This window comes from Aeromonas sp. S15(2024) (assembly GCF_041402265.1).
In the GTDB taxonomy this organism is placed as follows: domain Bacteria; phylum Pseudomonadota; class Gammaproteobacteria; order Enterobacterales; family Aeromonadaceae; genus Aeromonas; species Aeromonas dhakensis.
Genome location: NZ_JBGLQY010000003.1, coordinates 498,224 through 519,189 on the forward strand (window position 1 = coordinate 498,224; position 20,966 = coordinate 519,189).

17 protein-coding genes are annotated in these 20,966 nt (G+C 62.4%); 3 read left to right on the forward strand and 14 right to left on the reverse strand.

The window, feature by feature from the left end:
• Both ACB033_RS09485 and ACB033_RS09490 read right to left on the reverse strand, forming a co-directional pair.
• Entirely contained in the window at positions 1 to 1,668 is a 1,668-nt protein-coding gene (locus ACB033_RS09485) for a (2,3-dihydroxybenzoyl)adenylate synthase (RefSeq protein ID WP_139724745.1), read from the reverse strand.
• Positions 1,669 to 1,744: 76 nt separating this feature from the next.
• Positions 1,745 to 2,932: an isochorismate synthase MenF gene (locus ACB033_RS09490; protein WP_139724743.1), complete on the reverse strand. Its 1,188-nt coding sequence runs from the start codon at positions 2,930 to 2,932 to the stop codon at positions 1,745 to 1,747.
• A 314-nt stretch (positions 2,933 to 3,246) separates the two neighbouring features.
• Between ACB033_RS09490 and ACB033_RS09495 the strand changes: the two genes are divergently transcribed.
• Together ACB033_RS09495 and ACB033_RS09500 are read left to right on the forward strand one after the other, a co-directional pair.
• Positions 3,247 to 3,798 carry a lipoprotein gene (locus ACB033_RS09495; RefSeq protein ID WP_017778915.1) on the forward strand — a complete coding sequence of 184 codons (552 nt, stop codon included), beginning with the start codon at positions 3,247 to 3,249 and terminating at the stop codon, positions 3,796 to 3,798.
• A 147-nt stretch (positions 3,799 to 3,945) separates the two neighbouring features.
• A complete protein-coding gene (locus ACB033_RS09500) occupies positions 3,946 to 5,946 on the forward strand; it encodes a hypothetical protein (protein WP_139724741.1) in 2,001 nt (666 codons plus the stop codon).
• Between the two features lie 77 nt (positions 5,947 to 6,023).
• Here the strand turns inward: ACB033_RS09500 and glgC are convergent, their stop codons facing one another.
• The gene (glgC, locus tag ACB033_RS09505) at positions 6,024 to 7,298 is read right to left on the reverse strand and encodes a glucose-1-phosphate adenylyltransferase (protein ID WP_005301813.1); all 1,275 of its coding nucleotides are present in this window, start codon (positions 7,296 to 7,298) and stop codon (positions 6,024 to 6,026) included.
• A gap of 188 nt (positions 7,299 to 7,486) precedes the next feature.
• On the opposite strand from glgC, the gene ACB033_RS09510 reads away from it, so the two are divergent.
• Entirely contained in the window at positions 7,487 to 9,127 is a 1,641-nt protein-coding gene (locus ACB033_RS09510) for an EAL domain-containing protein (protein WP_017765834.1), read from the forward strand.
• Here the strand turns inward: ACB033_RS09510 and ACB033_RS09515 are convergent.
• From ACB033_RS09515 to ACB033_RS09565, 11 genes are all read right to left on the reverse strand, one after another.
• A complete protein-coding gene (locus ACB033_RS09515; RefSeq protein ID WP_017765835.1) occupies positions 9,090 to 9,584 on the reverse strand; it encodes a hypothetical protein in 495 nt (164 codons plus the stop codon). The genes ACB033_RS09510 and ACB033_RS09515 overlap by 38 nt on opposite strands.
• A gap of 168 nt (positions 9,585 to 9,752) precedes the next feature.
• A complete protein-coding gene (locus ACB033_RS09520) occupies positions 9,753 to 10,115 on the reverse strand; it encodes a DUF2750 domain-containing protein (RefSeq protein ID WP_005301823.1) in 363 nt (120 codons plus the stop codon).
• 188 nt (positions 10,116 to 10,303) lie between these two features.
• Entirely contained in the window at positions 10,304 to 11,608 is a 1,305-nt protein-coding gene (locus ACB033_RS09525; protein ID WP_010633745.1) for an inosine/guanosine kinase, read from the reverse strand.
• 179 nt (positions 11,609 to 11,787) lie between these two features.
• Entirely contained in the window at positions 11,788 to 12,180 is a 393-nt protein-coding gene (locus ACB033_RS09530) for an MAPEG family protein (protein ID WP_005301828.1), read from the reverse strand.
• A gap of 73 nt (positions 12,181 to 12,253) precedes the next feature.
• Positions 12,254 to 13,228, reverse strand: coding sequence for a ferrochelatase (gene hemH, locus ACB033_RS09535; protein WP_005301832.1), 975 nt, complete (start codon positions 13,226 to 13,228; stop codon positions 12,254 to 12,256).
• A 114-nt stretch (positions 13,229 to 13,342) separates the two neighbouring features.
• Positions 13,343 to 13,987 carry an adenylate kinase gene (gene adk / locus ACB033_RS09540; RefSeq protein WP_005301834.1) on the reverse strand — a complete coding sequence of 215 codons (645 nt, stop codon included), beginning with the start codon at positions 13,985 to 13,987 and terminating at the stop codon, positions 13,343 to 13,345.
• A gap of 254 nt (positions 13,988 to 14,241) precedes the next feature.
• Positions 14,242 to 16,155 (reverse strand): molecular chaperone HtpG, encoded by a 1,914-nt coding sequence (htpG, locus tag ACB033_RS09545; RefSeq protein ID WP_371140480.1) that lies wholly within the window; start codon positions 16,153 to 16,155, stop codon positions 14,242 to 14,244.
• 268 nt (positions 16,156 to 16,423) lie between these two features.
• Positions 16,424 to 17,026, reverse strand: coding sequence for a recombination mediator RecR (gene recR / locus ACB033_RS09550; protein ID WP_010633741.1), 603 nt, complete (start codon positions 17,024 to 17,026; stop codon positions 16,424 to 16,426).
• A 125-nt stretch (positions 17,027 to 17,151) separates the two neighbouring features.
• Positions 17,152 to 18,009 carry a formate dehydrogenase accessory sulfurtransferase FdhD gene (gene fdhD, locus ACB033_RS09555; protein ID WP_139724737.1) on the reverse strand — a complete coding sequence of 286 codons (858 nt, stop codon included), beginning with the start codon at positions 18,007 to 18,009 and terminating at the stop codon, positions 17,152 to 17,154.
• A gap of 11 nt (positions 18,010 to 18,020) precedes the next feature.
• On the reverse strand, positions 18,021 to 20,150 hold the full coding sequence (locus ACB033_RS09560; protein ID WP_371140481.1) for a sigma 54-interacting transcriptional regulator: 2,130 nt from the start codon (positions 20,148 to 20,150) through the stop codon (positions 18,021 to 18,023).
• A gap of 354 nt (positions 20,151 to 20,504) precedes the next feature.
• Positions 20,505 to 20,903: a hypothetical protein gene (locus ACB033_RS09565; protein WP_371140482.1), complete on the reverse strand. Its 399-nt coding sequence runs from the start codon at positions 20,901 to 20,903 to the stop codon at positions 20,505 to 20,507.
• Positions 20,904 to 20,966: the final 63 nt, after the last annotated feature.

Consider the following 20,966-nt stretch of genomic DNA (forward strand, 5'->3'; position numbering starts at 1 on the left):
TTATGCTGTTGTCAGGGACTGGTTGGCGGCGATGGCGTGCGCGATGCGCGCCCGCAGCCCCTGCTTGTCAATCTTGCCCACCGCCGTCATGGGCAGGGCGTCCAGGGTTTCGAAACGGTCGGGCAGCTTGAAGTCCGCCACCCCGCGCTCACGCAGAAACTTGCGCAAGGCCAGCGGCTTGAGCCCCGGCTCTGTGGTGACGATAAAGGCGCAGCTCTTCTCCCCCATGGCGCTGTCGGGCATGGAGACCAGGGCCGCATGGGTGATGGCCGGGTGGTGCAGCAGCTGGTTTTCCACCTCTTCCGCCGCGATCTTCTCGCCGCCCCGGTTTATCTGATCCTTCTGCCGCCCCACCACTGTGAGGTAGCCATCAGCATCCTGTACCACCAGGTCGCCGGAGCAGTAGAAGCCCTCGCTATCGAACACCCGGGCGTTGTGGGCCGGGCTCTGGTAATAGCCGCGGAAGGTATAGGGGCCGCGGGTGTGCAGGGCGCCAGGCTCGCCGGGGGCGACCGGGTTGCCCGCCTCATCGAGGATGCGCACCTCGTCGTCCGGGCTCATGGGGCGGCCCTGGGTGTGAATGACCTTCTCGTCGGGATCAGAGAGCTGGGTGTAGTTGACCAGCCCCTCCGCCATGCCGAACACCTGCTGTAGCCGGCAGCCAAGCAGCGGCCCAATCTTGCTGGCCACCGCCTCCCCCAGCTTGGCGCCGCCCACTTGCAACAAGTCGAGGCTCTCGAGCTGAGTGCGCGCGGTGGGGTCCGCTTCCGCGGCCTGCAGCCAGAGCGAGACCGCCGGCGGCACCAGCGAGGTGAGGTTGACCCGGTGGCGGGCGATCAGCGGGAAACAGCTGATGGGGCTGGGATCGGGCGCCAGCACCACGGTGCCGCCCGCCTCGAACACCCCCAAAGCGCCAGGGGAGCTCAGGGGGAAGTTGTGGGGCGCCGGCAGGGCGCACAGATAGCGGGTATGGGGGCCGAGGCCACATATTTCGTTGCTGCGGCGCACGCTGTAGTAATAGTCGTCATGGGTACGGGGAATGAGCTTGGGAGTGCCTGTGCTGCCGCCGGAGAGCTGGAAGAAGGCCACCTCGTCCGCGGGGGTCGGGGCAAAGGAGACGGATGGGGAGCTCCCCTCATCCCCCTCGCCGAACCAGCGGCTCAGCCCCAGCTCCCCCTCATCGCCATCCAGCAGCACCAGTTCGGCGCCTATGCTTGTCAGCAGCTCGCTCTCGCGACCCTTGCTCGCAAACAGTGGATGGGCCAGCGAGCCGACAAAGAGGCGCGGTGTGATCTGCTCGGCATAAGAGATGAGTTCCAGCCGGTTGTGGCTAAAGAGCGCATTGACCGGCGCAATGCCGGCCTTGAGCAGGGCGAAGAACACCAGATAGAACTCGGCCACGTTGGGGAGCTGCACCAGTGCGGTATCCCCAACCCCCAGGCCGTGGCGGGCCAGATTTGCGGCCAGCCGGCTCGAGGCGGCGTCCAGCTCGCCATAGCTGAAGCGCCGCTCACCGCAGAGGATGGCCTCGGCGTCGGGGGCCAGCTCGCACTGGCGCGCCAGCATGGCGGTCAGCGACTCGCCGCGCCAATAGCCCTTGGCGCGGTAGCGCTGGGCCAATTCGTCGGGCCAGCGGGTATAGGGCAGGAAGCGGTTGGTATCGCTCATTGCGCGACCTCCGGACTCAGGTCTAGGGCTTTCAGATTTGGCTGCCCACTCGGCCAGCCCAGATATTGAAGCTGCGTCATTGCGCCACCTCCAAATCCAGGCCCAGGGCCTTGAGCATGGTCCCCAGCTTGGTGCCGGTCTCGGCCCACTCCATGGCGGGATCCGAGCCCGCGACGATGCCGGCGCCGGCAAACAGCTCCACCTGATGGCCATCGAGTACGCCGCAGCGGATCACCACGGCCCACTCACCGTTGCCCTGGCTGTCGCACCAGCCGACGATGCCGCTGAACAGGGCACGCCGGAAGGGCTCCTGCTCGCGGATAAACTGGCGGGCAAGTTCGGTGGGATAGCCGCACAGGGCCGGGGTGGGATGCAGCTGGCAGGCCAAGGAGAGCACCGATGCCTCGCCGCCATTGAGCCGGCCGGCGATGGGAGTGCCCAGATGCCAGAGGGTATCCGTGCTCATCAGCGAGGGATGAGCGGGAATGGCCAGCTCGCGGCAGTGGGGGGTCAGCACCCGGCGGATCTCGTCGATCACCAACTTGTGTTCATGCTGATCCTTGCGGGAGGCCAGCAGATCTCGGGCGACCATTTCGTCTTGCGCCGGCTCGCTCGCCCGTCTGGCGGAACCCGCCAGCGGATGGGTGAACACCTCTCCCCCGCTGACCCGCAGCAGCAGCTCCGGACTGGCACCGAGCAGGCGGCGGCCCTGGCCGAGCGGCAGGGAGAAGTGGAAGGCGTAGGGATTCTGGGCCATCAGACGGCTCATCACCCGTTTCGGATCGGCGGGCTGATGCAAGGTGAGCGTCAGCTTGCGCGACAACACCACCTTGGACAGCCGGCCTTGTGCAAACGCATCCAGCGCCGCGCTGACCGAAGCCTGGAATTCGCTGGCCGGCGGGGTGCTCTGCACCGAGATGACCCGGTTGGCCTCGGCGGCCTGCTCGGCCGCTGTCACCGATGACGGCTCTGTCGGGGCCAGTTTATCGCCCCGCTTATAGCGGCCGGGCACATAGAGGCAGGAGGCCTCCGCCGGGTCGAACGCAAAGGCACCGATCAGCAGGGGGTTGCTCTGGCCGGCGGCGCTGGCCGCTGCCAGCGCGTCGGCAATCTGTTGTTCCAGCAAGGGCCATTCACAGGCGGGGGTGGTGATAGGCAGGCCCAGGTCAGTGGCACTGATCGTGCCCTGCCCCGAGGTAAACAAGAAATCGGGCGGTGACGCAGCCTGGGCAGGCGCGCTATTTTCCATCACAAGAGTATCCACGTTACACCCTCAAATATGATTCAAAATGATAATGATTATCAATTTGTATTTGTGCGGCGGTAAAATACTCGCTTTGAAATCCCCCGGTCAATGGGATTTTTGTGCCGATAAAACTGGAACTTATCTGTGGATATTGCCCGTCGTGGCCCGCCGTGCAGGGCCGACCCCTCTTGCCCGTATGAGCACCGCTGCCAACACCCCATATGAGGCTGCGACAAAAACCGCGGACTCACCGCCCGCGCTGGCAGCGAGCGCCATTTACCCCTAAGATGGCGCCATCTTCATGACCATTGTTTCAACCCACGGGATCCTCGATGTTAAAGCACCTGCTTCTGCTCCCCCTCAGCCTGCTGCTGGCGGCTTGTTCACTCACCCAGTACAACGTCAGCGAAGGGGAGATCAACCAGTACCTCAAAGAGAGGGTCGCCTTCGAAAAACAGCTGGGGATCCCCGGCATCATGTCGAGCAAGATCCGCCTCGATGAGATGCAAAGCCGCATCGGTCGCCGCCAGGCTGACCGGGTCGAGCTGGATGCCGCCGGCGACCTGCAGGTGATGAGCCCGCTCGGCAGCCAGCAGATGAAGATCCGCTTCTCCCTGAGCGCCCGCCCCGACTACGTGGCCGAGCAGGGGGCCATCTATCTGCGCGATCTCGAGCTGCTCTCGGTCAAGACCGAGCCGGCCGACGTGGGCACCGCCCTCACCCCGCTGCTGCCCACCTTCAACCAGTCCCTCTCCCTCTTCCTCTCCCAGACCCCCGTCTATCGGCTCGATGGCAGCCGTCAGAACGAGGCGCGGATCAAGGAGAAGGTCGAAGCGCTCAAGGTAGAGCCGGGTCGACTGGTGATCCCCTTCAAACTGATGTGATGCCTGCCGCCGCGCCCCTCTTCTCTTCAACTCCAGGGGCGCGGTTTTTTCTTCTCAAGCTCCCCCCTTTGCCTCATAATGCACACCATTCTCATTTAGATTCATGAGAAGCGTCATAATAAAATCAAACATATGGTGAGAAGGGACATGAGAAAAACCGTACTGGTCCAGGCGATCGCCTGCGCCCTCCTGAGCGGCGCCGCACACGCCGCCGTCAAGGTAGAAGACAAGACATTCAACACCGCCGCCAACATGCTGGCCTACACCGAATTCGAGCTCTCCGGCGAGCCGCTGGCCGAAGCCCTCGGTCTGGATCTGGATGTGCTGGACGCCAACCGCGCCGACGAGCCGACTCCGTTCGACTTCGCCGCCGGCATCGAATCCTATGAATACTCCGAAGAGGCGATGTACGCCCTCAACTATCAATCCGGCATGGGCCCGCACCTGGTGAACGGGCCGCAAAACCTGGCCCGTGGCGGCACCATGGCCACCCTTGGCCAGCGGGTGCTGGCCATGGCCGATGCGGTCGGCTTCCCGGCCGATGAAGTGCCGCAAGGCATGTATCCCCTCTCCCTGCCCTACGCCTCCGCCAATCCGGAGTTCGCGCAAGCCGTGAACGCCACCCCGGTCAACGGCGACCAGATCACCATCAAGACCGCCAAGGGCAACGAGAAGAGCGTCAAGACCCAGGTCCCCGCCTACTTCCGCGACTACGCCACCCTGCGCTGGAGCGGCAGTGACAACCTGCTGGTACCGGCAGCCGTGGGCGGCATCCTGCTCAAAGAGGTGATGTGGTCCCAGGACTTCCTCGGCGGCATGCACGTGGCCGAGACCGATGAAGAGGTGGAAGCCGCGTCCGCCACCATGGATCAGGACGGCAAGCACAAGCTGGGGGTCTCTGCCGCCGATGGCTTCAACGGCATGATGCTGACCGAGCAGTCCATCGACAAGCTGGCCATCCTGCAGGGTCAGCTCGGCTTTGACGGCAAGCAGCTGGGCGCCAAAATCACTCCGCAATACGATCCGGCCAAGGGCATCGTCTACTTCCCCCATCAGGTGAAAGTGACCGAGACGGCCAAGAACGAGGTCGGCGCCATCGGCAAATTGGAGGTGGTAGATGGCTCCGCCCAGCTGCGCGACGCCTGGATGATGCTGTGGCCGCTCTCCGAGTTCTACGCCTTCACCGATCAGCGCAGCGCCAACACCAACCAGAACCCGGCCTTCCACGCCGTGTTTGACGGTGCTCCGTTCGCCGCCGCACCGGCCGCCAACAAGGGCAGCGATGCCGCCAAGCTGGTAGCGGGTGACGATGCCTTCTCTCTGGCGCTGAACCTCTCCGGCATGGTGTTCAAGAACCTCAATGCCCTCCACTTCGAGCCCAAGGCCGGCACCCTGGTGGACAGCTGGCAGGCCGGCAAACAGGCCAAGCACGTCACCACCTTTGACGCTGCCTACAGCCTGGTCGCCCTGCAGATCTTCCAGCGCGCCCAGGATGCGCTGCCGGTGGGCTACGCCGCCGGTGACAATGGCGAGCTGAATCTGAAAACCGCCCAGGGCCAGCAGGCGCTGGTGCTGATCCGTCAGCAGGCCGACTTCATCCTCGCCAATCTCAAGGGCAAAAATGGGCTGGTGCACGATGGGATCACCCTGGGTGGCAAGCTCGATGCCGGCCAGTCCATCGACGCCCAGTTTGCCGCCATCCGCGGCCTGACCGCCACCTTCCTGGCCACCTCGGATGCCAAGTACCGCACCGCTGCGCGCGAGCTGTTCATCGCCGCCGACAAGGCCTACTTCAACCAGAAGGCCGGTACCTGGCTCGCAGGCAAACAGGGTGAATACACCCCCTGGACCCAGGCCGCCATCTCCGGCGCCCTGCGCTCCGCCATGCTGAACCTGCGCAACGAAGGCAGCGAGAAGGCCCCGGCGCTGGAGCTGGCCCAGCTGACCCAGCGCTACGTGAGCTGGTTCCGCGGCACCGTCAACGGCGGCATGCAGATGGCCGAGTGGATCGGCGACTCCGGCGAGAACGTCATCGAAGGGGCCGGTGGTGACACCGACGAAGATGGCGTCCCGCAAGTCACCGCCGCCGGTGGCAAGCACGGCACCGCCATGGTGATGGCCGCCAAGGCGCTGATCACCGAGAAATAATCAGCCACCGGCTGAACAGCAAAAGGGAGCCTTATCGGCTCCCTTTTTAATTGTGGCGTCTGGCGTTGGCAGTGACATCACCCCAGCTTGGCCAGCATCTCCTTGGTCACCAGCACTATGCCCTGCTCGGAGCGATAGAAGCGGCGGCTATCCTCGTCCGCGTTCTCCCCCACCACCAGGCCATCGGGCAGCTTGCAGCCCTTGTCCACCACCACCCGGCGCAAGCGGCAGCCGGAACCTATCTCGACCCCGGGGAAGATCACCGCCTGATCCAGGGTGCAGAAGGAGTGCACCCGCACATGGGTGAACAGCACGGAGTTGAGCACGAAGGAGCCGCTGACAATCGACCCCCCCGCAAACATGGAGTTGATGGTCATGCCGTGCTGGCCGTTGCGGTCCTGCACGAACTTGGCTGGCGGCGTCATGGTCTGGCTGGTCCAGATGGGCCAGTTCTCGTCATAGATGTCCAACTCGGGCACCACGGAAGCGAGATCCATGTTGGCCTCCCAGAACGAATCCAGGGTACCCACGTCCCGCCAGTAGGGTTTCAGCCCCTCCTTGGCCCCCACGCAGGACATGGTGAACGGGTGAGCAAACGCCTTGCCCTCCCCCACGATGCGCGGGATCACGTCCATGCCGAAGTCATGCTTGGACTCCTGGTTGTGGATGTCCTCCTCCAGCAGTTGATAGAGGTACTCCGCCTCGAAGATGTAGATGCCCATGGAGGCCAGGGAGACGTGCTCGTTACCCGGCATGGCGGGCGGATTGGCCGGCTTCTCCACGAAGGCGCGGATCTTGCGCTGCTCGTCGATGTCCATCACCCCGAAGGCGGAAGCCTCCGCCCGCGGCACCTCGATGCAGGCCACCGTCACCTTGGCGCCGAGGCGCACGTGATCGAGCAGCATGGCGGCATAGTCCATCTTGTAGATGTGATCCCCCGCCAGCACCACTATGTATTTGGGGCCGTAGTCACGGATGATGTCGACGTTCTGGTAGATGGCATCGGCGGTGCCGCGATACCAGTGCACCTCGTCCACCCGCTGCTGGGCAGGCAGCAGGTCGATGAACTCGTTCATCTGATAGCGCAGGAAAGACCAGCCCGATTGCAGGTGACGCAGCAGGCTGTGGGACTTGTACTGGGTCACCACCCCCACCCGGCGAATGCCTGAGTTGATGCAGTTGGAGAGCACGAAATCGATGATGCGGAACTTGCCGCCAAAATGGACGGCAGGCTTGGCGCGGTTGTCGGTCAACTGCTTCAGGCGACTGCCCCGTCCCCCCGCGAGCACCAAGGCCATACTCTGGTTCAATAGTTGCCGTGCTTTGGCAGTATTTACGGGTTCTAACAACATAATTACCTCTGCCTTGTTTTGATCCATTCTCGATTCATCTTCGCCTGTTTCCGGCGTCATGAAAGTGGTTTCACTCACATTTAACTGATTTCAATTGGCCCTTTTCCAGGAGTTGAGCAGGATCGCATGCTTTGCGATGCGAGCTTGGTTAGAATTTCAGCATCAACGACATCATCAAGGATGACACCATGTTGAACAAGCTCGGGAGCAACCAGCTGATGGTGATGGCTCTCATCTGTGCTCCCCTGCTGATGCTGCAGGGGCTCTGGCTCGCCTTCGTGAGCACGCCGCTCACCCTGCTGCTCATCCTCGCCACCAGCCTGCTCGGCTTTGGCCTGCTGATCCGGCTGGTGATGAGGCTGCAACAGGCGGATCGGGAGAGACAGGAGCAGGTGTGGTGCCGGGCGCTGCAACTGCGCGACCCCACCTGCCTGGAGACCCCGACAGCCCAGGCCGCCCTGCAGCAACTGCTCGCCCATTTCAACGAAGCCGAGCTCGATGCCCACCGCCAGATCAATGAACTGCACCACCAGGCGACCCAGGACGAACTGACCCAGTTGCAAAACCGTCACGCCTTTCGGCGCGACATGACCGAGCTGCTGCAGCGGGATCAGGATACCCAGACCGCCACCCTGGTGCTGGTCCGCGCCACCGAGCTTGGCAAGCTCAACGCCCAGCGCGGCTTTCAGTCGGGGGATGCCTACATCAAGGATATTGCCAACCTCATCACCAGGGTGGTGAACCGCTTTCCTGGCCATCAGGTCTACCGCATCTCGGGGGCCGACTTCGCCGTGCTGGTTCGGCCGGAGGCCAACATACCGCCTCCCCTGCTCGGGCGGGATCTGAAGATCGCCTTCGATCACTACCAGCAGGAGCATGAGCTGGAGAGCGCCGCCTACTCGGGGCTGACCCGGCTCAGCAGCGGCCAGAAGGTAGAAGCCATTCTGGCCCGGGCGGATCTGGCGCTGGCCCGCGCCCAGACCGAGGCGGTCAATGGTTGGGCCATCCAGCAGGATGACAACGTGGTGGAGCTGCAGGGGCAGCATCACTGGAAGCTGGTGCTGACCGAGCTGCTGGAGCAGGAGCGGATCGACTTTACCTATCAGCCAATCCAGCCGATGCACCGCAGCATGCTGGCCTACAACGAGATCTACCCCCGCTTCAGCAGCGCCGACGGTACCGTGCTGCCCACCGACACCCTGTTTGCCATGGCCCAGCGGCTGGACATGGTGATGCGGCTGGAGCAGATGCTGGTGACCCACTTCATGCGCCAGTACCGGGCCTTTGGCTCCAACCAGAGTCGCTGGGGCATCAACCTCTCCAGCAATCTGCTGCAAAACAGCGCCTTTCTGATCTGGCTGGACCGACAGCTGCTCAACGATCCCAACACCAGTGCCAACCTGGTGTTCGAGCTGGATGAGGAGCACCTGGAGCGCAACCTGACCGGGGCCAAGCGGGTGTTCGAGCTGCTCAGACGCAACGGCAGCCGCTCCGCCATCTGCAACTTCGGCAAGGGGATCGGCTCGTTCAATCTGTTTCGTGAGCTCAAGCCCGACTACATCAAGCTGGATCCTGCCCTCATCACCGGGCTGGAGCAGGATCTCACCAATCAGCAGTTCGTGCGGATGATCGTCGACGTGTCACACCGGATGGGGTGCCAGGTGATTGCGGAAGGGGTCGAGCAACTGGGCCAGAAGCAGCTGCTGCAGGGCATGTATGTGGACGGCTTGCAGGGCTATCTCATCGCCAGGCCCCAGCCGCTTCGGCCGGACATCAGCCAGCTCGGGCTCTTTACTGAGGATGCTTCAACTTCAACAGAGTCAGAATGATGTCGTTGAGCTGGCGATAGCGCTCCAGCTCCTTCTGATCGTAGCGGGTCGCCAGGGCGGTGGGATTGTGGCGATTCTTGAGGTAACGGTTGATTTGCAACCGGTTGAAGCCCGCCACCTGATAGACCTGCCCCAACAGGGCATTGAGCTCCTCGTTCTCAAGACCGGCCTTGGCGAGGTAATCCTCCTGGGCCGGGCTCTCCAGCTGGCAGCTCTGCTTGGCGATGCGGCCGGTCTCCTGCAGATAGCTGAGCCACTGCTCCAGATAGAGCGGCTTGCAACCCGCCAGCAGATTGAAGAAGCCCACCGCATCGCAGCGGCAGTCGGTCAGCAGCAGTACCGCCAGTCGATCGTCATCACAGTGAAAGGTGACGGGGCCGCTCTGTCCCCAGTCCAGCGCCTGAACCCGGATCTCGGCCCGCTCCCCCGCAGCGCCGGTGACGTCGAATACAAACATGGCTCCTCCCGCTCGGCAAAAGGTTGATGATGGACCATCCCTTTGGCGGGTGCAAAGGCAAATCGCCTTTTCATTCAGTATTCTGCAAGCCGGCCATAAAAAAACCGACATCCATTACGATATCGGTTCTCGTCACGCGGGCCAAGGCCCGGTTCAATGCAGCCTGGTTCAGGCGTCCAGTTCCACCAGCGCCTTGGCCAGCTCGATGGGTTCGAGCTCCTGCCCTTCCAGATCGGCGTTCCAGTTCGGGCCGACCAGCACGTCGTCTTCGTCCAGATCGTTGATCCAGATGTCGAGGAACTCTTCCAACTCGATCACTTCCGGCTCGTAGTCGGCCCACTCGTCCACGCAGTGCAGACGGGCGTCCTCTTCGGCGGACCAGAGCGGCATCACGTCCGCATCTTCGAATTCGGCAGAGCGGCAGACCACCCAGTCTTCACCGTAGCGCAGACCCCACACCTGACCCGACTCGCGGACTTCTTCGATGAACAGTTGGAAATTGGCGTCAAGATTGTCAGTTAACTTACTCATGGGGCTCTCTCTTTAATCGGGTGCTGCGGCCACGGCAGTGCCGAGTGGCAATGCGGTGGCCAAATGGTGTCGCAAAAGCGACATGGACTCAAGCATCTTGGGGGTTATCACACAAAAAACTGCCCGATGGCGGGTTTTACCTGACAAAACGCCTCCCGAAGGAGGCGTTTTCAGCGCAGAGGGCGGGATCAACGCTCCCAGTACACCTCTTCCAGGCTGTCTTCCTTCTCCGGCAGACCGCGCGACAGGCGCGGGCTGCTCTGGGCCAGCACCTCGTAGCTCACCCGGTTGGCGTACTTGCACACCTGGGAGAGGGAGGAGTAGGTGAGGAACTCGGCCACGTGCTTGGCGGAGTTGGGCACGGCACTGCGGTGATAGGCGTTGGCCACCATGTCGTGCAGCACGGCGGAGAGCGCCCCGTCCCCTGCCCCGTTGGTGTTCTTGATCTTCTCCGGCCCGCCCATGTAGGGGGAAATGTGGGAGTAGATGCGCTTGGGCACGCGGCAGCCGCTGCGGGTCATGGGGCGGCTGAACTCGTACATGTTGAACTCGGGGATGACGCCGGGCAGCAGCGGCAGCGTGGTTTCGCGCTTGAAGTCATCTTCGGTGTAGGCAGCCATGTAGAGCCCCACCGGACCTGCGGTGCAGAGCACCATGTCGGCCCAGTCCAGCGCCTTGTCGGCGGCGGCCAGGGGATCGGAGAAACCGGTCAGAGCCTCGCCCTCCTCCTCGTTCATGGCGAGCACGGTGACGTTCTCGCTGATGAAGTCGCGCCACCACTGGGGATCGGACTCGATGACGAAGCGGGTACCCAGGGTCAGCACCACAGGCACGCCGGCCTCGCGGGCATAGCGCACCGCAGCCATGGCCGCTTCCTTCATCGGAGTGCCATCTTCACCACGCACCAGGTAGGCGGTGATGACCAGGGCGGAGGACTCCTTGATGATCTCCTCAGGGATGTGGGCCACATCCAGATGGTCCATCTTGCCGGCATTGATGCCAAAGCTGCGTTCGCCCCCTTCGGTGATGAAGGTGAAGCAGCGGCCGACCGGGCCGTCTACCGGTTGCAGGTAGTCCAGGTTGACCCGCGACGAGGTGTTGCACAGATAGCGGTAGGCGTAGCTGCCAATGCGGATGTCCTGGCTCATGACGCCGAGCAGGATGGAGTGGGAGTCCGCCAGTACCGAGTAGTTGTGCATGGTGTTGCCGATGGTGCCACCGGCAAACTCGCTCACCACCATGTTGTTGCTCTTGAGCTCGTCGTATATCTGCTCCGCCACCTCGTCGGATATGAGCATGGAGTGGCCGCGGCTCAGGCCGTAACGCTCGAGAAACGCCAGGTCAACGTGCGCTTCAATGTCGACCAGCGTCTGGTCAATCCCGACCACATAGGCCTTGCCCCGCTCCGAGAGCTCCGCACTCTGGGAGATGAGGGGATCACGACGATCCACTGGAAAGTAGTGTTTGGACTTGCGCTGACCGGGAAATTTCATGGCAATGTTCTTGTGCTCTGGGGGAAAGAGGGGCGGGATTTTAACACAATCCGCCGCGCCGAAAAGTCGCCTGATTAAAATATGAAGTCAGTATAGACAAGGGTTGCAGAGGAAAACGTTTACCAAAACCCATCAAAAAAACCACCTCGCGAGGAGGTGGTTTTGGGGTCGGAGAAGACTCAGCCGGCGGCGAGCCCGCTGGCCAGTGCCAGCACCGAGAAGAGCCCGAGCGAGAGCCAGAAGAAGAGGGTGCCGAAGAGGCGCGGCATGTTCGGCGCCTTGGGGATCTGGATGCCGATGGCGTGCAGGATGCGCCCCACCAGCAACAGCACGCCGCCAAGGTGCAGCCAGAAGGCACCGACTCCCGCCAGCTCGCACAGCGCCATCAGCAGCAGGGTGAGCGGCACGTACTCGGCGAAGTTGCCATGGGCCCGGATGGCGGCGCGCATCTCCGGCGCCTCCCCTTCCCCAATCATCACCTTGAACTGGGCGCGGCGCTTGACCACCCAGAAGGAGAGCAGCAGAAACAGCAGCCCCAAGAGGCCGGCGTAAATCAGGGTGATATGCATCATGATGACACTCCTTCTCCTTGGATAACGAACAAAACACGGCCCGCTCCGGGGTACGGCACGGGCGGCGTGTCGATCAGGCCAGCTCGCGGCAGATCAGCGACACCATCATGCGGATGTGGGCCTGATCGCTGTTGAGGGCCGGAATGTATTCAAACTGCTCGCCACCAGCGGCCATGAAGATCTCCCGGTTCTGCACCTGGATCTCCTCCAGGGTCTCGAGGCAGTCGGCGGCAAAGGCGGGGCAGATCACATCGAGCCGCTTGATCCCGGTTGCCGGCAGGCCGCCGATGGTCACGTCGGTGTAGGGCTTGAGCCACTCCTCTTTGCCAAAACGGGACTGGAAGCTGGCGGTCCACTGGCTGGCCTCCAGCCCGAGCGCCTCGGCCAGCAGGGCTGCGGTGCGCCGGCACTGCTGACCATAGGGATCCCCTTCCCGCTCATAGCGCTCGGGAATGCCGTGGAACGACATCAGCAGGTGCTCGCCCTGGCCGTGCTGTTCCCAGTGGCGGCGCACGCTCATGGCCAGCGCCTGGATATATTCGGGGTGAGCATGGTAATCACGAATGAGCCGCACCACCGGCAGGTTGCGCTCTTTTTTCATCGCCCGGCTCCAGCCATCGAACACCGAGGCGGTGGTGCTGACCGAATACTGGGGATAGAGCGGCAACAGGATCACCCGGTTGACCCCCTTGGCCTTGAGCGCCTGCCAGCCCTCCTCCAGCGAAGGGGAGCCGTAGGTCATGGCCAGCTCCACCGGCACCTCGACCCCTTCGCGCCTAAGCTCCTGCTCCAGCGCCGCGCGCTGCTGCTGGCTTATCACCATCAGCGGCGAGCCCTGCTCGGTCCACACCTGCTGATAGAGCTTGGCCACCTTGGGGGAGCGGGTCGGCAGGATGATGAAGTGGAGCAGCGGGCACCAGAGGTAGCGCGGCAGGTCGACGACCCGCTGATCGTGCAGAAACTGGCTGAGAAACGCCTTGACGGCGGCCGTGGTGGGCGCGGCTGGGGTACCCAGATTGACCAGCAAGATCCCGGTTTTCGTGGTCACGTTTGCTTCCTGTCTTTCTGTTGTTATGTCTTATATGCAAGAAAGGGCCCTGTCGGGCCCTTGTCTCAATAGCACATTGCCGCTGGCCCCTGGGGGACGATGGCAATGGCGGGCTTAGCCCAGGATGGTCGCCAGCTGCTTGCTGACCAGTTCCACCGGCTGGGTGCCATCAATCTTGACGTAACGGGTGTTGCCCGCTTCCGCTTCCTTGCCGTAGAAGCCGATGAGCGGTGCGGTCTGCTGATGGTACACATCCAGACGCTTGCGCACTGTGGTCTCTTCATCGTCGGCACGGATCACCAGATCTTCACCGGTCACGTCGTCCTTGCCTTCCACTTTCGGCGGGTTGAACACCACGTGGTAGGTACGGCCGGAGCCGGAGTGAACGCGACGACCGCTCATGCGCTTGACGATCTCTTCGTCCGGCACGTCGAATTCCAGTACGAAATCCACGGCAACACCGGCGTCCTTCATGGCTTGCGCCTGGGGAATGGTGCGCGGGAAACCGTCCAGCAGGAAGCCGTTGGCGCAATCCGGTTGGGCAATACGCTCTTTGACCAGGCCGATGATGATGTCGTCAGAGACGAGCTGACCTGCGTCCATCACGGCTTTGGCCTTGAGGCCCAGCTCGGTGCCCGCCTTGATCGCGGCACGCAGCATGTCGCCGGTGGAGATCTGCGGAATACCGTGTTTTTCCATGATGAACTGAGCCTGAGTACCCTTGCCGGCACCCGGAGCCCCCAACAGAACAATGCGCATACACGCTCCTATTGATTGGTTATTCAATTCTTGAGAAGGCAAAAAACTACACGGTTTCGCTCATTTCCACAAGCTTGCCCCGTGTGAGTGACTTATTTTTCACCATTTTCCCGTCACGGCAATACGACCATTGGCGCAGATCCGTTTACGAAAAATGAGTGAAAATGCAGCAGCGCTGCACGCAACTGGCGCCCGCCCCAAACGGGGCAGGCGCCAGAAAAGAAAGAGCCCACTGCACGCAGTGGGCCCAAACATCATGCCTGGAGTAACAGACGGTTGATACGGGAGACGAAGCTCGCCGGATCATTGAGCCCGCCCTGCTCGGCCAGCTGAGCCTGTTCGTGCAAGAGGGTGACCCACTCGCCGAACAGTGCCTCGTCCTGGATGGTGTCGAGTTTCTTCACCAGGGCGTGGTCGGGGTTCAGTTCCAGAATGTACTTCTGCTCCGGCACCGGCTGACCGGCGGCGCGCATCAGCTTGATCATCTGGGTGCTCATGCCGTGGGCATCGGTGACGATGCAGGACGGCGAGTCGGTCAGACGGTGGGTGACGCGCACCTCTTTCACCGCCTCGCCCAGGCTCTGCTTGACCCGCTCCACCAGACCGGCGTTGGCCTTCTCGGCCTCTTCCTGTGCCTGTTTGGAGGCTTCGTCTTCCAGATCGCCGAGATCCAGCTCGCCACGGGTGACGGAGACCAGCTGCTTGCCGTCGAACTCGGTCAGGTGGCTCATCAGCCACTCGTCGACCCGCTCCCACATCAGCAGCACTTCGACGCCCTTCTTGCGGAAGATCTCGAGGTGCGGGCTGTTCTTGGCGGCAGCGTAGGAGTCGGCGGTGATGTAGTAAATCTTCTGCTGGCCTTCCTTCATGCGGCCAACGTAATCCTCAAGGGACACGGTCTGGGCTTCGCCCTCGCCGACAGTGCTGGCAAAGCGCAGCAGTTTAGCGATCTCTTCGCGGTTGGCGTAATCCTCGGCCGGACCTTCTTTCAGCACATTGCCGAACTCGCTCCAGAACTTGGCGTACTTCTCGGCATCGTCCTTGGCCAGCTTGGCCAGCATGGTCAGCACGCGCTTGGAGCAGGCCTTGCGCAGGGAGACGGTCACCTTGTTGTCTTGCAGGATCTCGCGGCTGACGTTGAGCGGCAGATCGTTGGAGTCCAGCACCCCTTTGACGAAGCGCAGGTAGGTCGGCATGAACTGCTCGGCGTCGTCCATGATGAAGACGCGCTGCACGTAGAGCTTGAGGCCATGCTTCTGCTCCCGGTTGTAGAGGTCAAACGGTGCACGGGCCGGCACGTAGAGCAGGCTGGTGTACTCCTGCGCCCCTTCCACCCGGTTGTGACCCCACAAGAGCGGATCTTCGAAGTCGTGGGCAACGTGCTTGTAGAACTCCTGATACTCCTCGTCCTTGATGTCCTTCGGGTTGCGGGTCCAGAGCGCAGTGGCGCGGTTGACCTGCTCCCACTCGCCCGGGGTGCCGACGATGATTTCACCGTCTTCTTCCCGATCCGGGGTGCCCTCTTTGAACATCTCCACCGGCACGCTGATGTGGTCGGAATATTTGCTGACCACGGAGCGCAGACGCCAGTCGTCGAGGAACTCGTCCTCTTCGGCACGCAGGTGCAGGATGACATCGGTACCGCGACCCTCTTTGGTCACGTCAGCCACGGTGAAGGAGCCTTCCCCTTCCGATTCCCACTGCACGCCCTGGCCCGGTTCGGTACCGGCGGCGCGGGAGACCACGGTCACCTTGTCGGCGACGATGAAGGCGGAGTAGAAGCCCACCCCGAACTGACCGATCAGCTGGGAGTCGCGGCCCTGATCACCGGAGAGGTTCTTGAAGAACTCGGCGGTGCCGGACTTGGCGATGGTGCCCAGGTGCTCAATCACCTGATCCCGGGTCATACCGATCCCGTTATCGGAGATGGTCAGGGTCCGTTTTTCTTTATCAACCACCAGGCGAACGCGCAACTGGCCGTCGTTTTCGAACAAAGAGGCATCGGAAAGCGCCTTGAAGCGCAGCTTGTCCGCCGCATCGGAGGCGTTGGAGATCAGCTCACGCAGGAATACTTCTTTGTTGGAATAGAGGCTGTGGGCCATCAGGCTCAGCAGTTGTTTGACTTCAGTCTGAAACCCGTGGGTTTCGGCATGAACGCTTTGGGTCATCGACACTATCCTCAGGCTATTCGGGTTGAACATATTCACGATCCAAGATGGGGCCGGCGATCGCCATTTCAAGGGGACAAATGCAACGAGCTGTGCGAGTGGCGATTTTTGCGCCAATCGAGGCCGTGGCCCCATCCTGCGCAAACAAAAAACCCGCCGAGGCGGGTTCTGGTATCGCAGGCTGAGTCGCGACGCAGGGCCTGTTGAAGAACAGATGCTGACTCAGTTGAGGGACTGACGCTGACTCAGTTGAGGGGCTGACGCTGACTCAGTTCAGGGGCTGGCGCCCCATCAGGGAGTGGGAGAGCGTGGTGCCATCCACCAGCTCCAGCTCGCCACCCACCGGCACCCCGTGGGCAATCCGGCTCACCTTGACGCCGGCGGCGCGGGCCATGTCGGCGATGTACCAGGCGGTGGCGTCCCCTTCGATGGTGGGGTTGGTGGCCAGGATCAGCTCGCTGATCGCCTCGTCTTTCAAGCGTCGCTCCAGGATCTCCAGCCCCAGCTCCTCGGGGCCAATGCCGTCCAGCGGCGAGAGGTGGCCCATCAGCACGAAGTAGCGGCCGGAGAACTGGCCGGTCTGCTCGATGGCGGCCACGTCCGCCGGGCTCTCCACCACGCACAGCAGGCCGTTCTCTTCGCGCTTGGGATTGGCGCAGATCTCGCAGCGCTCGTTCTCGGTGAAGGTGCGGCAGTGGCTGCAGTGGCCAATCTCGGTCAGGGCGCGAGAGAGCAGCTGGGCCAGCCGCAGGCCGCCGCTGCGCTCACGTTCGAGCAGGGTAAACGCCATGCGCTGGGCCGACTTGGGGCCGACACCCGGCAGCACCTGCAGGGCTTTCATCATCTCATCCAGCAGCGGGCTGAATTTCATGGGCTTGGTATCCTTTGACGCTGTGTCGGCCGCTGCGCCCTGACAAACAAGGAGCGCGACCGAACCTATCTTGTTGGCGCAGGACTATACCCGAGCCAACCCCGAGCGCCAATGGCCTTGTGCCCTCAGCCCTCTGCCGAAACGAGGGATGACGCCGCGCTCGCCAGCAGGATGCGCTGGCGGCCGCTGTAGATCTCGGCCCGCCCCGGGCGGCAAAAGCCCACCAGGGTAAGCCCGGTCTGCTCGGCCCGCTCCACCGCGAGCTCGGTGGCGGCCGAGATGGCGAGCAGGATCTCCACCCCGGCGCTGGCGCACTTTTGCACCATCTCGAAGCTGGCGCGGCTGGTCACCAGGATGGCGCCGTCGCGCCGGCCACTGCGCTGCAGGTGCCCCACCAGCTTGTCCAGCGCGATATGGCGCCCCACGTCCTCGCGAATGGCGAGGATGTTGCCCTCGCCGTCCACGTGCACGGCGGCATGGGTCGCCCCCGTGCTCTGCCCCAGCAGCTGGAGCGGGCGCAGTGCCGCCAGCACCTTGTCGATATGACCCACCGCAAAGCGTTGGCTGTCGGGCAGCCTTGGCTGGGCGCGCACCACCTGCTCCAGGCTCTCGCTGCCGCAGATGCCGCAGCCGGTGCGCCCGGCCAGGGTGCGCCGTTTCTCTTTCAGGCGATGAATGCAGCGATTGGCCAGGGTGATGTGCAGCTCGATGCCGCGGCAGGCGCGCTGCTGCTCGATGTCGTGGATATCGAGCAGGCTGTCGATGATCCCCTCGGAGAGCGAGAAGCCGATGGCGAAATCCTCCAGATCGGCGGCCGAGCACATCATCACGCTGTGGGCTATGCCGTTGTAGACCAGCGCCACCGGGGTTTCGCAGGGCAGCTGCATGGCGCTGTCGGTGGTGACGCCGCGCTGATGGTAATGGACCACCTCGCGATGGGCGCTGAGCGCCTGCGGGGTGTCGGGGTCGAGTTCAAGCAACATCTGGGGGCCCCTTAATTGAGGGTGCGGGGATCTTTGGCCGAGATCCCGAGCCGTTTCATTTTCGACAGCAAGGTGGTGCGCTTCATGCCGAGACGCTGGGCCGCGCCCCGCTCGCCGGCAACGATGCCGTTACACGCCTTCAGTGCCCGGATGATGCTGACCCGCTCATCCTCCCCTTGAGCCTCTTCACCCTGCGGCAAGGCGGGCAGCGGCTCGCGAAACAGCTCCCGGGCCGGCTCGTCATAGACCAGGGTCTCTATCTTGTGAAAGCCCTTGAGGGGCAGCAGCTCGTCCGGCGAGAGGTTGAGCACGTGGCCGCGGGTCATCACCACCGCCCGCTCGATGATGTTTTCGAGCTCGCGGATGTTGCCGTACCAGGGGAGCGACACCAGCATCTTCATGGCGTCGGCCGGGATGGAGGTGATGGTGCGGCGCATCCGCTTGGCGATCTTCTTGATGAAGAAGTTGACCAAGAGCGGAATATCCTCGCGTCGCTCGCGCAGGGGCGGCAGCTCGATGGGAAAGACGTTGAGCCGGTAATAGAGGTCGCTTCTAAAGCGCTTGTTCTTGACCATGGAGAGCAGATCGCAGTTGGTGGCCGCCACCAGCCGCACATCGATGGCAATGGGGTTGCTGTTGCCCACCCGCTCCAGCTCGTGCTCCTGCAAGACCCGCAACAGTTTGGGCTGCAGATCGAGCGGCATGTCCCCCACCTCGTCGAGGAACAAAGTGCCCTTGTGGGCCCGCTCGAAGCGGCCGATGCGCTGGGTCAGCGCCCCGGTGAAAGCCCCCTTCTCGTGGCCGAACAGATCGCTCTCGATAAGGCCGGTGGGAATGGCGGCGCAGTTCACCTTGACCATCTCGTGATCGTGGCGGGTACTCAGGGCGTGAATCGCCTGGGCGATCAACTCCTTGCCGGTGCCGGTCTCCCCCAGAATGAGCACCGTGCAATCGCTCTGGGCCACCAGCTTCACCTTCTCCAGCACCCTCTCCATCACGGCGCTCTGGTAGATGATGTTGGCAAAGTCCCCCTGCGGCGCGGGCCCGTCGACCCGAAGGGTCTTCTCCCTGGCACCGGTGGTGTTGGAGATCTCCTGCTGCGCCTGCACGTTGTTCATGGCAATCGCCGTGCGCGCCGCCACTTGTTCGAGCAGCGAGATGTCGAGGTCGGCGAAGAAATCCGCCTCGGGGTGGGAGAGGATCAACACCCCCAGCAGGTTGCCCCGATAGCGCAGCGGCAGGATGCAGGAGCTGTCGGCATCGGGGGGCAGGATCTGGGAGGTGAAGCGGCAGCTCGACTGACAGCCGTGGCCCTGCTCGCGATAGAGGAAAAAGGGCTCGCTGTGACCGAGTGCCCCCTGCAGACAGTTCTTCTCAAAACACGAATGGTTGATGATGCCGGGCTGTTCACGCTGCTGCTGATTGACCAGGTAGCTCTTGAAGCTGTCGGAGGTGGCGTTGTACTCGGCCAGGCACAGGCTGCTGATGCCAAAGTGGTGGTGCAGTATGGTGAACAGGCTCTGGGGCAGCTCGGCGATGCGCACCAGTTTGATCACCGCGTTGGTCACGTCCACCAGGATCTTGCAGCTGTCGCGCTCAAGGCGCAGGGAGTTGGCCTGCTCCAGGGTGCGCTCCTTGTCCAGCACGTTCTCCAGCGCAATGGCGACGATGGCCGCCAGCTGGGTCAGCTTGGCCAGGGTCTCCATCGGGAAGGCATTGGCCTCGCGGCTGATGAACTCCACCCCGCCCAGGTGGCTGCGGGCGGTGGTGATGGGCAGCTGGCAGTAGGAGTGCAAACCGTCATAGACAGGAGTGCTCGCCAGCTGTTCGCAGCGGTGGCGAAAGCGGCTTGCCGGCAGCACGATGGCCTGCTCGCGGGAAAAATGGAGATCGGCCTTGCGGCAGATGAGGTGAGCCGGCCCCTGCTCCCCCAGGTAGTAGAAGACCGCCTCCTCCCCCGTCCCCAGGTTGAGGATGAGGTTGACCCGATCCACCTGGCGAAAGCAGGGCTGGATCCGGTTCAGCTTCTTGATGAAGTCATCCAGGGTGACGGCGGAGAGCAGGTTCTTGGAGAGGAAGAGAAAGCCGTCATCCCAGATGGGTGAGATGTCGGTCAACGGAATGGCACTCACATTCAGCATTCAGGCCTCGCATTACATCTAGATGGGTACCCTTGCCGGCCAATTGCAGCACGGCAACAACGGTAAACAATGCATCAGCCATCGCAGTCAGATGTTATAATTAATTTTTAAAAAATTAACGCTTAATTATAAAAACTAACATGCAGCGAAATAGCATCGCGCAGATTATCGCAGGATGGCTGGCATAATAAGTTAGCCCCATCCCCATTACAACCAAGCCGGCCCTGGCACATATTACAGCTCCGTCAGCGGATATTTCCCGCCGCGCCCAAATATGGCGTCACTATCGCCGTCATTCGCCGCATATCGCCGCCAACTGGCCCATCCTCTGCCCCTGTTGCCGCTGTCGCAGGCTCATGAGGAGAGCAGCCGGTAGTTGTGCAGCTTCAGTCCGCCGAAGATGAAGGCGGCCGAAAAGAGCTGAAGCCCCAGCAATAACCCACTGATATTGTCAGCTATTTCCACCGACACCACCCGATGGGTGAGGTAGACCCCGAGCCCCAGCACGCCCGCCAGCAGGCAGTTGACCAGGGTGGTGGAGAGAAAGGCGATGAGCCAGGCCGCCTGCACGCTCAATGCTGCCAGCACGGCGCTCATGGCGATGCGCGCGGCGATAAAACAGCCGAAGAAGGCAAACCCCAGCAGAAATATCAATTCGTCGTGCCATAGAAAACACCCAACCCCTAACAACATCACCAGCAAATAAGCGGAGACATAAAAGATCCCGAACGAAATATTTAATTCATTTTTCATGATGGACACCTGCCAGCTGAAAAAAGGATGAGCGGATCCGGGCCCTGTATACAGAGCCTGGAT

Excerpts from the sequence above, each read along its gene's own strand:
- glgC (WP_005301813.1), bottom strand. The coding sequence starts at position 7,298 with ATGTTGTTAGAACCCGTAAATACTGCCAAAGCACGGCAACTATTGAAC.
- fdhD (WP_139724737.1), bottom strand. The coding sequence starts at position 18,009 with ATGTTGCTTGAACTCGACCCCGACACCCCGCAGGCGCTCAGCGCCCAT.
- ACB033_RS09525 (WP_010633745.1), bottom strand. The coding sequence starts at position 11,608 with ATGAAATTTCCCGGTCAGCGCAAGTCCAAACACTACTTTCCAGTGGAT.
- ACB033_RS09565 (WP_371140482.1), bottom strand. The coding sequence starts at position 20,903 with ATGAAAAATGAATTAAATATTTCGTTCGGGATCTTTTATGTCTCCGCT.
- ACB033_RS09510 (WP_017765834.1), top strand. The coding sequence starts at position 7,487 with ATGTTGAACAAGCTCGGGAGCAACCAGCTGATGGTGATGGCTCTCATC.
- ACB033_RS09520 (WP_005301823.1), bottom strand. The coding sequence starts at position 10,115 with ATGAGTAAGTTAACTGACAATCTTGACGCCAATTTCCAACTGTTCATC.
- ACB033_RS09500 (WP_139724741.1), top strand. The coding sequence starts at position 3,946 with ATGAGAAAAACCGTACTGGTCCAGGCGATCGCCTGCGCCCTCCTGAGC.
- ACB033_RS09560 (WP_371140481.1), bottom strand. The coding sequence starts at position 20,150 with ATGCTGAATGTGAGTGCCATTCCGTTGACCGACATCTCACCCATCTGG.
- ACB033_RS09485 (WP_139724745.1), bottom strand. The coding sequence starts at position 1,668 with ATGAGCGATACCAACCGCTTCCTGCCCTATACCCGCTGGCCCGACGAA.
- htpG (WP_371140480.1), bottom strand. The coding sequence starts at position 16,155 with ATGACCCAAAGCGTTCATGCCGAAACCCACGGGTTTCAGACTGAAGTC.
- ACB033_RS09515 (WP_017765835.1), bottom strand. The coding sequence starts at position 9,584 with ATGTTTGTATTCGACGTCACCGGCGCTGCGGGGGAGCGGGCCGAGATC.
- recR (WP_010633741.1), bottom strand. The coding sequence starts at position 17,026 with ATGAAATTCAGCCCGCTGCTGGATGAGATGATGAAAGCCCTGCAGGTG.
- adk (WP_005301834.1), bottom strand. The coding sequence starts at position 13,987 with ATGCGCATTGTTCTGTTGGGGGCTCCGGGTGCCGGCAAGGGTACTCAG.
- ACB033_RS09530 (WP_005301828.1), bottom strand. The coding sequence starts at position 12,180 with ATGATGCATATCACCCTGATTTACGCCGGCCTCTTGGGGCTGCTGTTT.
- ACB033_RS09495 (WP_017778915.1), top strand. The coding sequence starts at position 3,247 with ATGTTAAAGCACCTGCTTCTGCTCCCCCTCAGCCTGCTGCTGGCGGCT.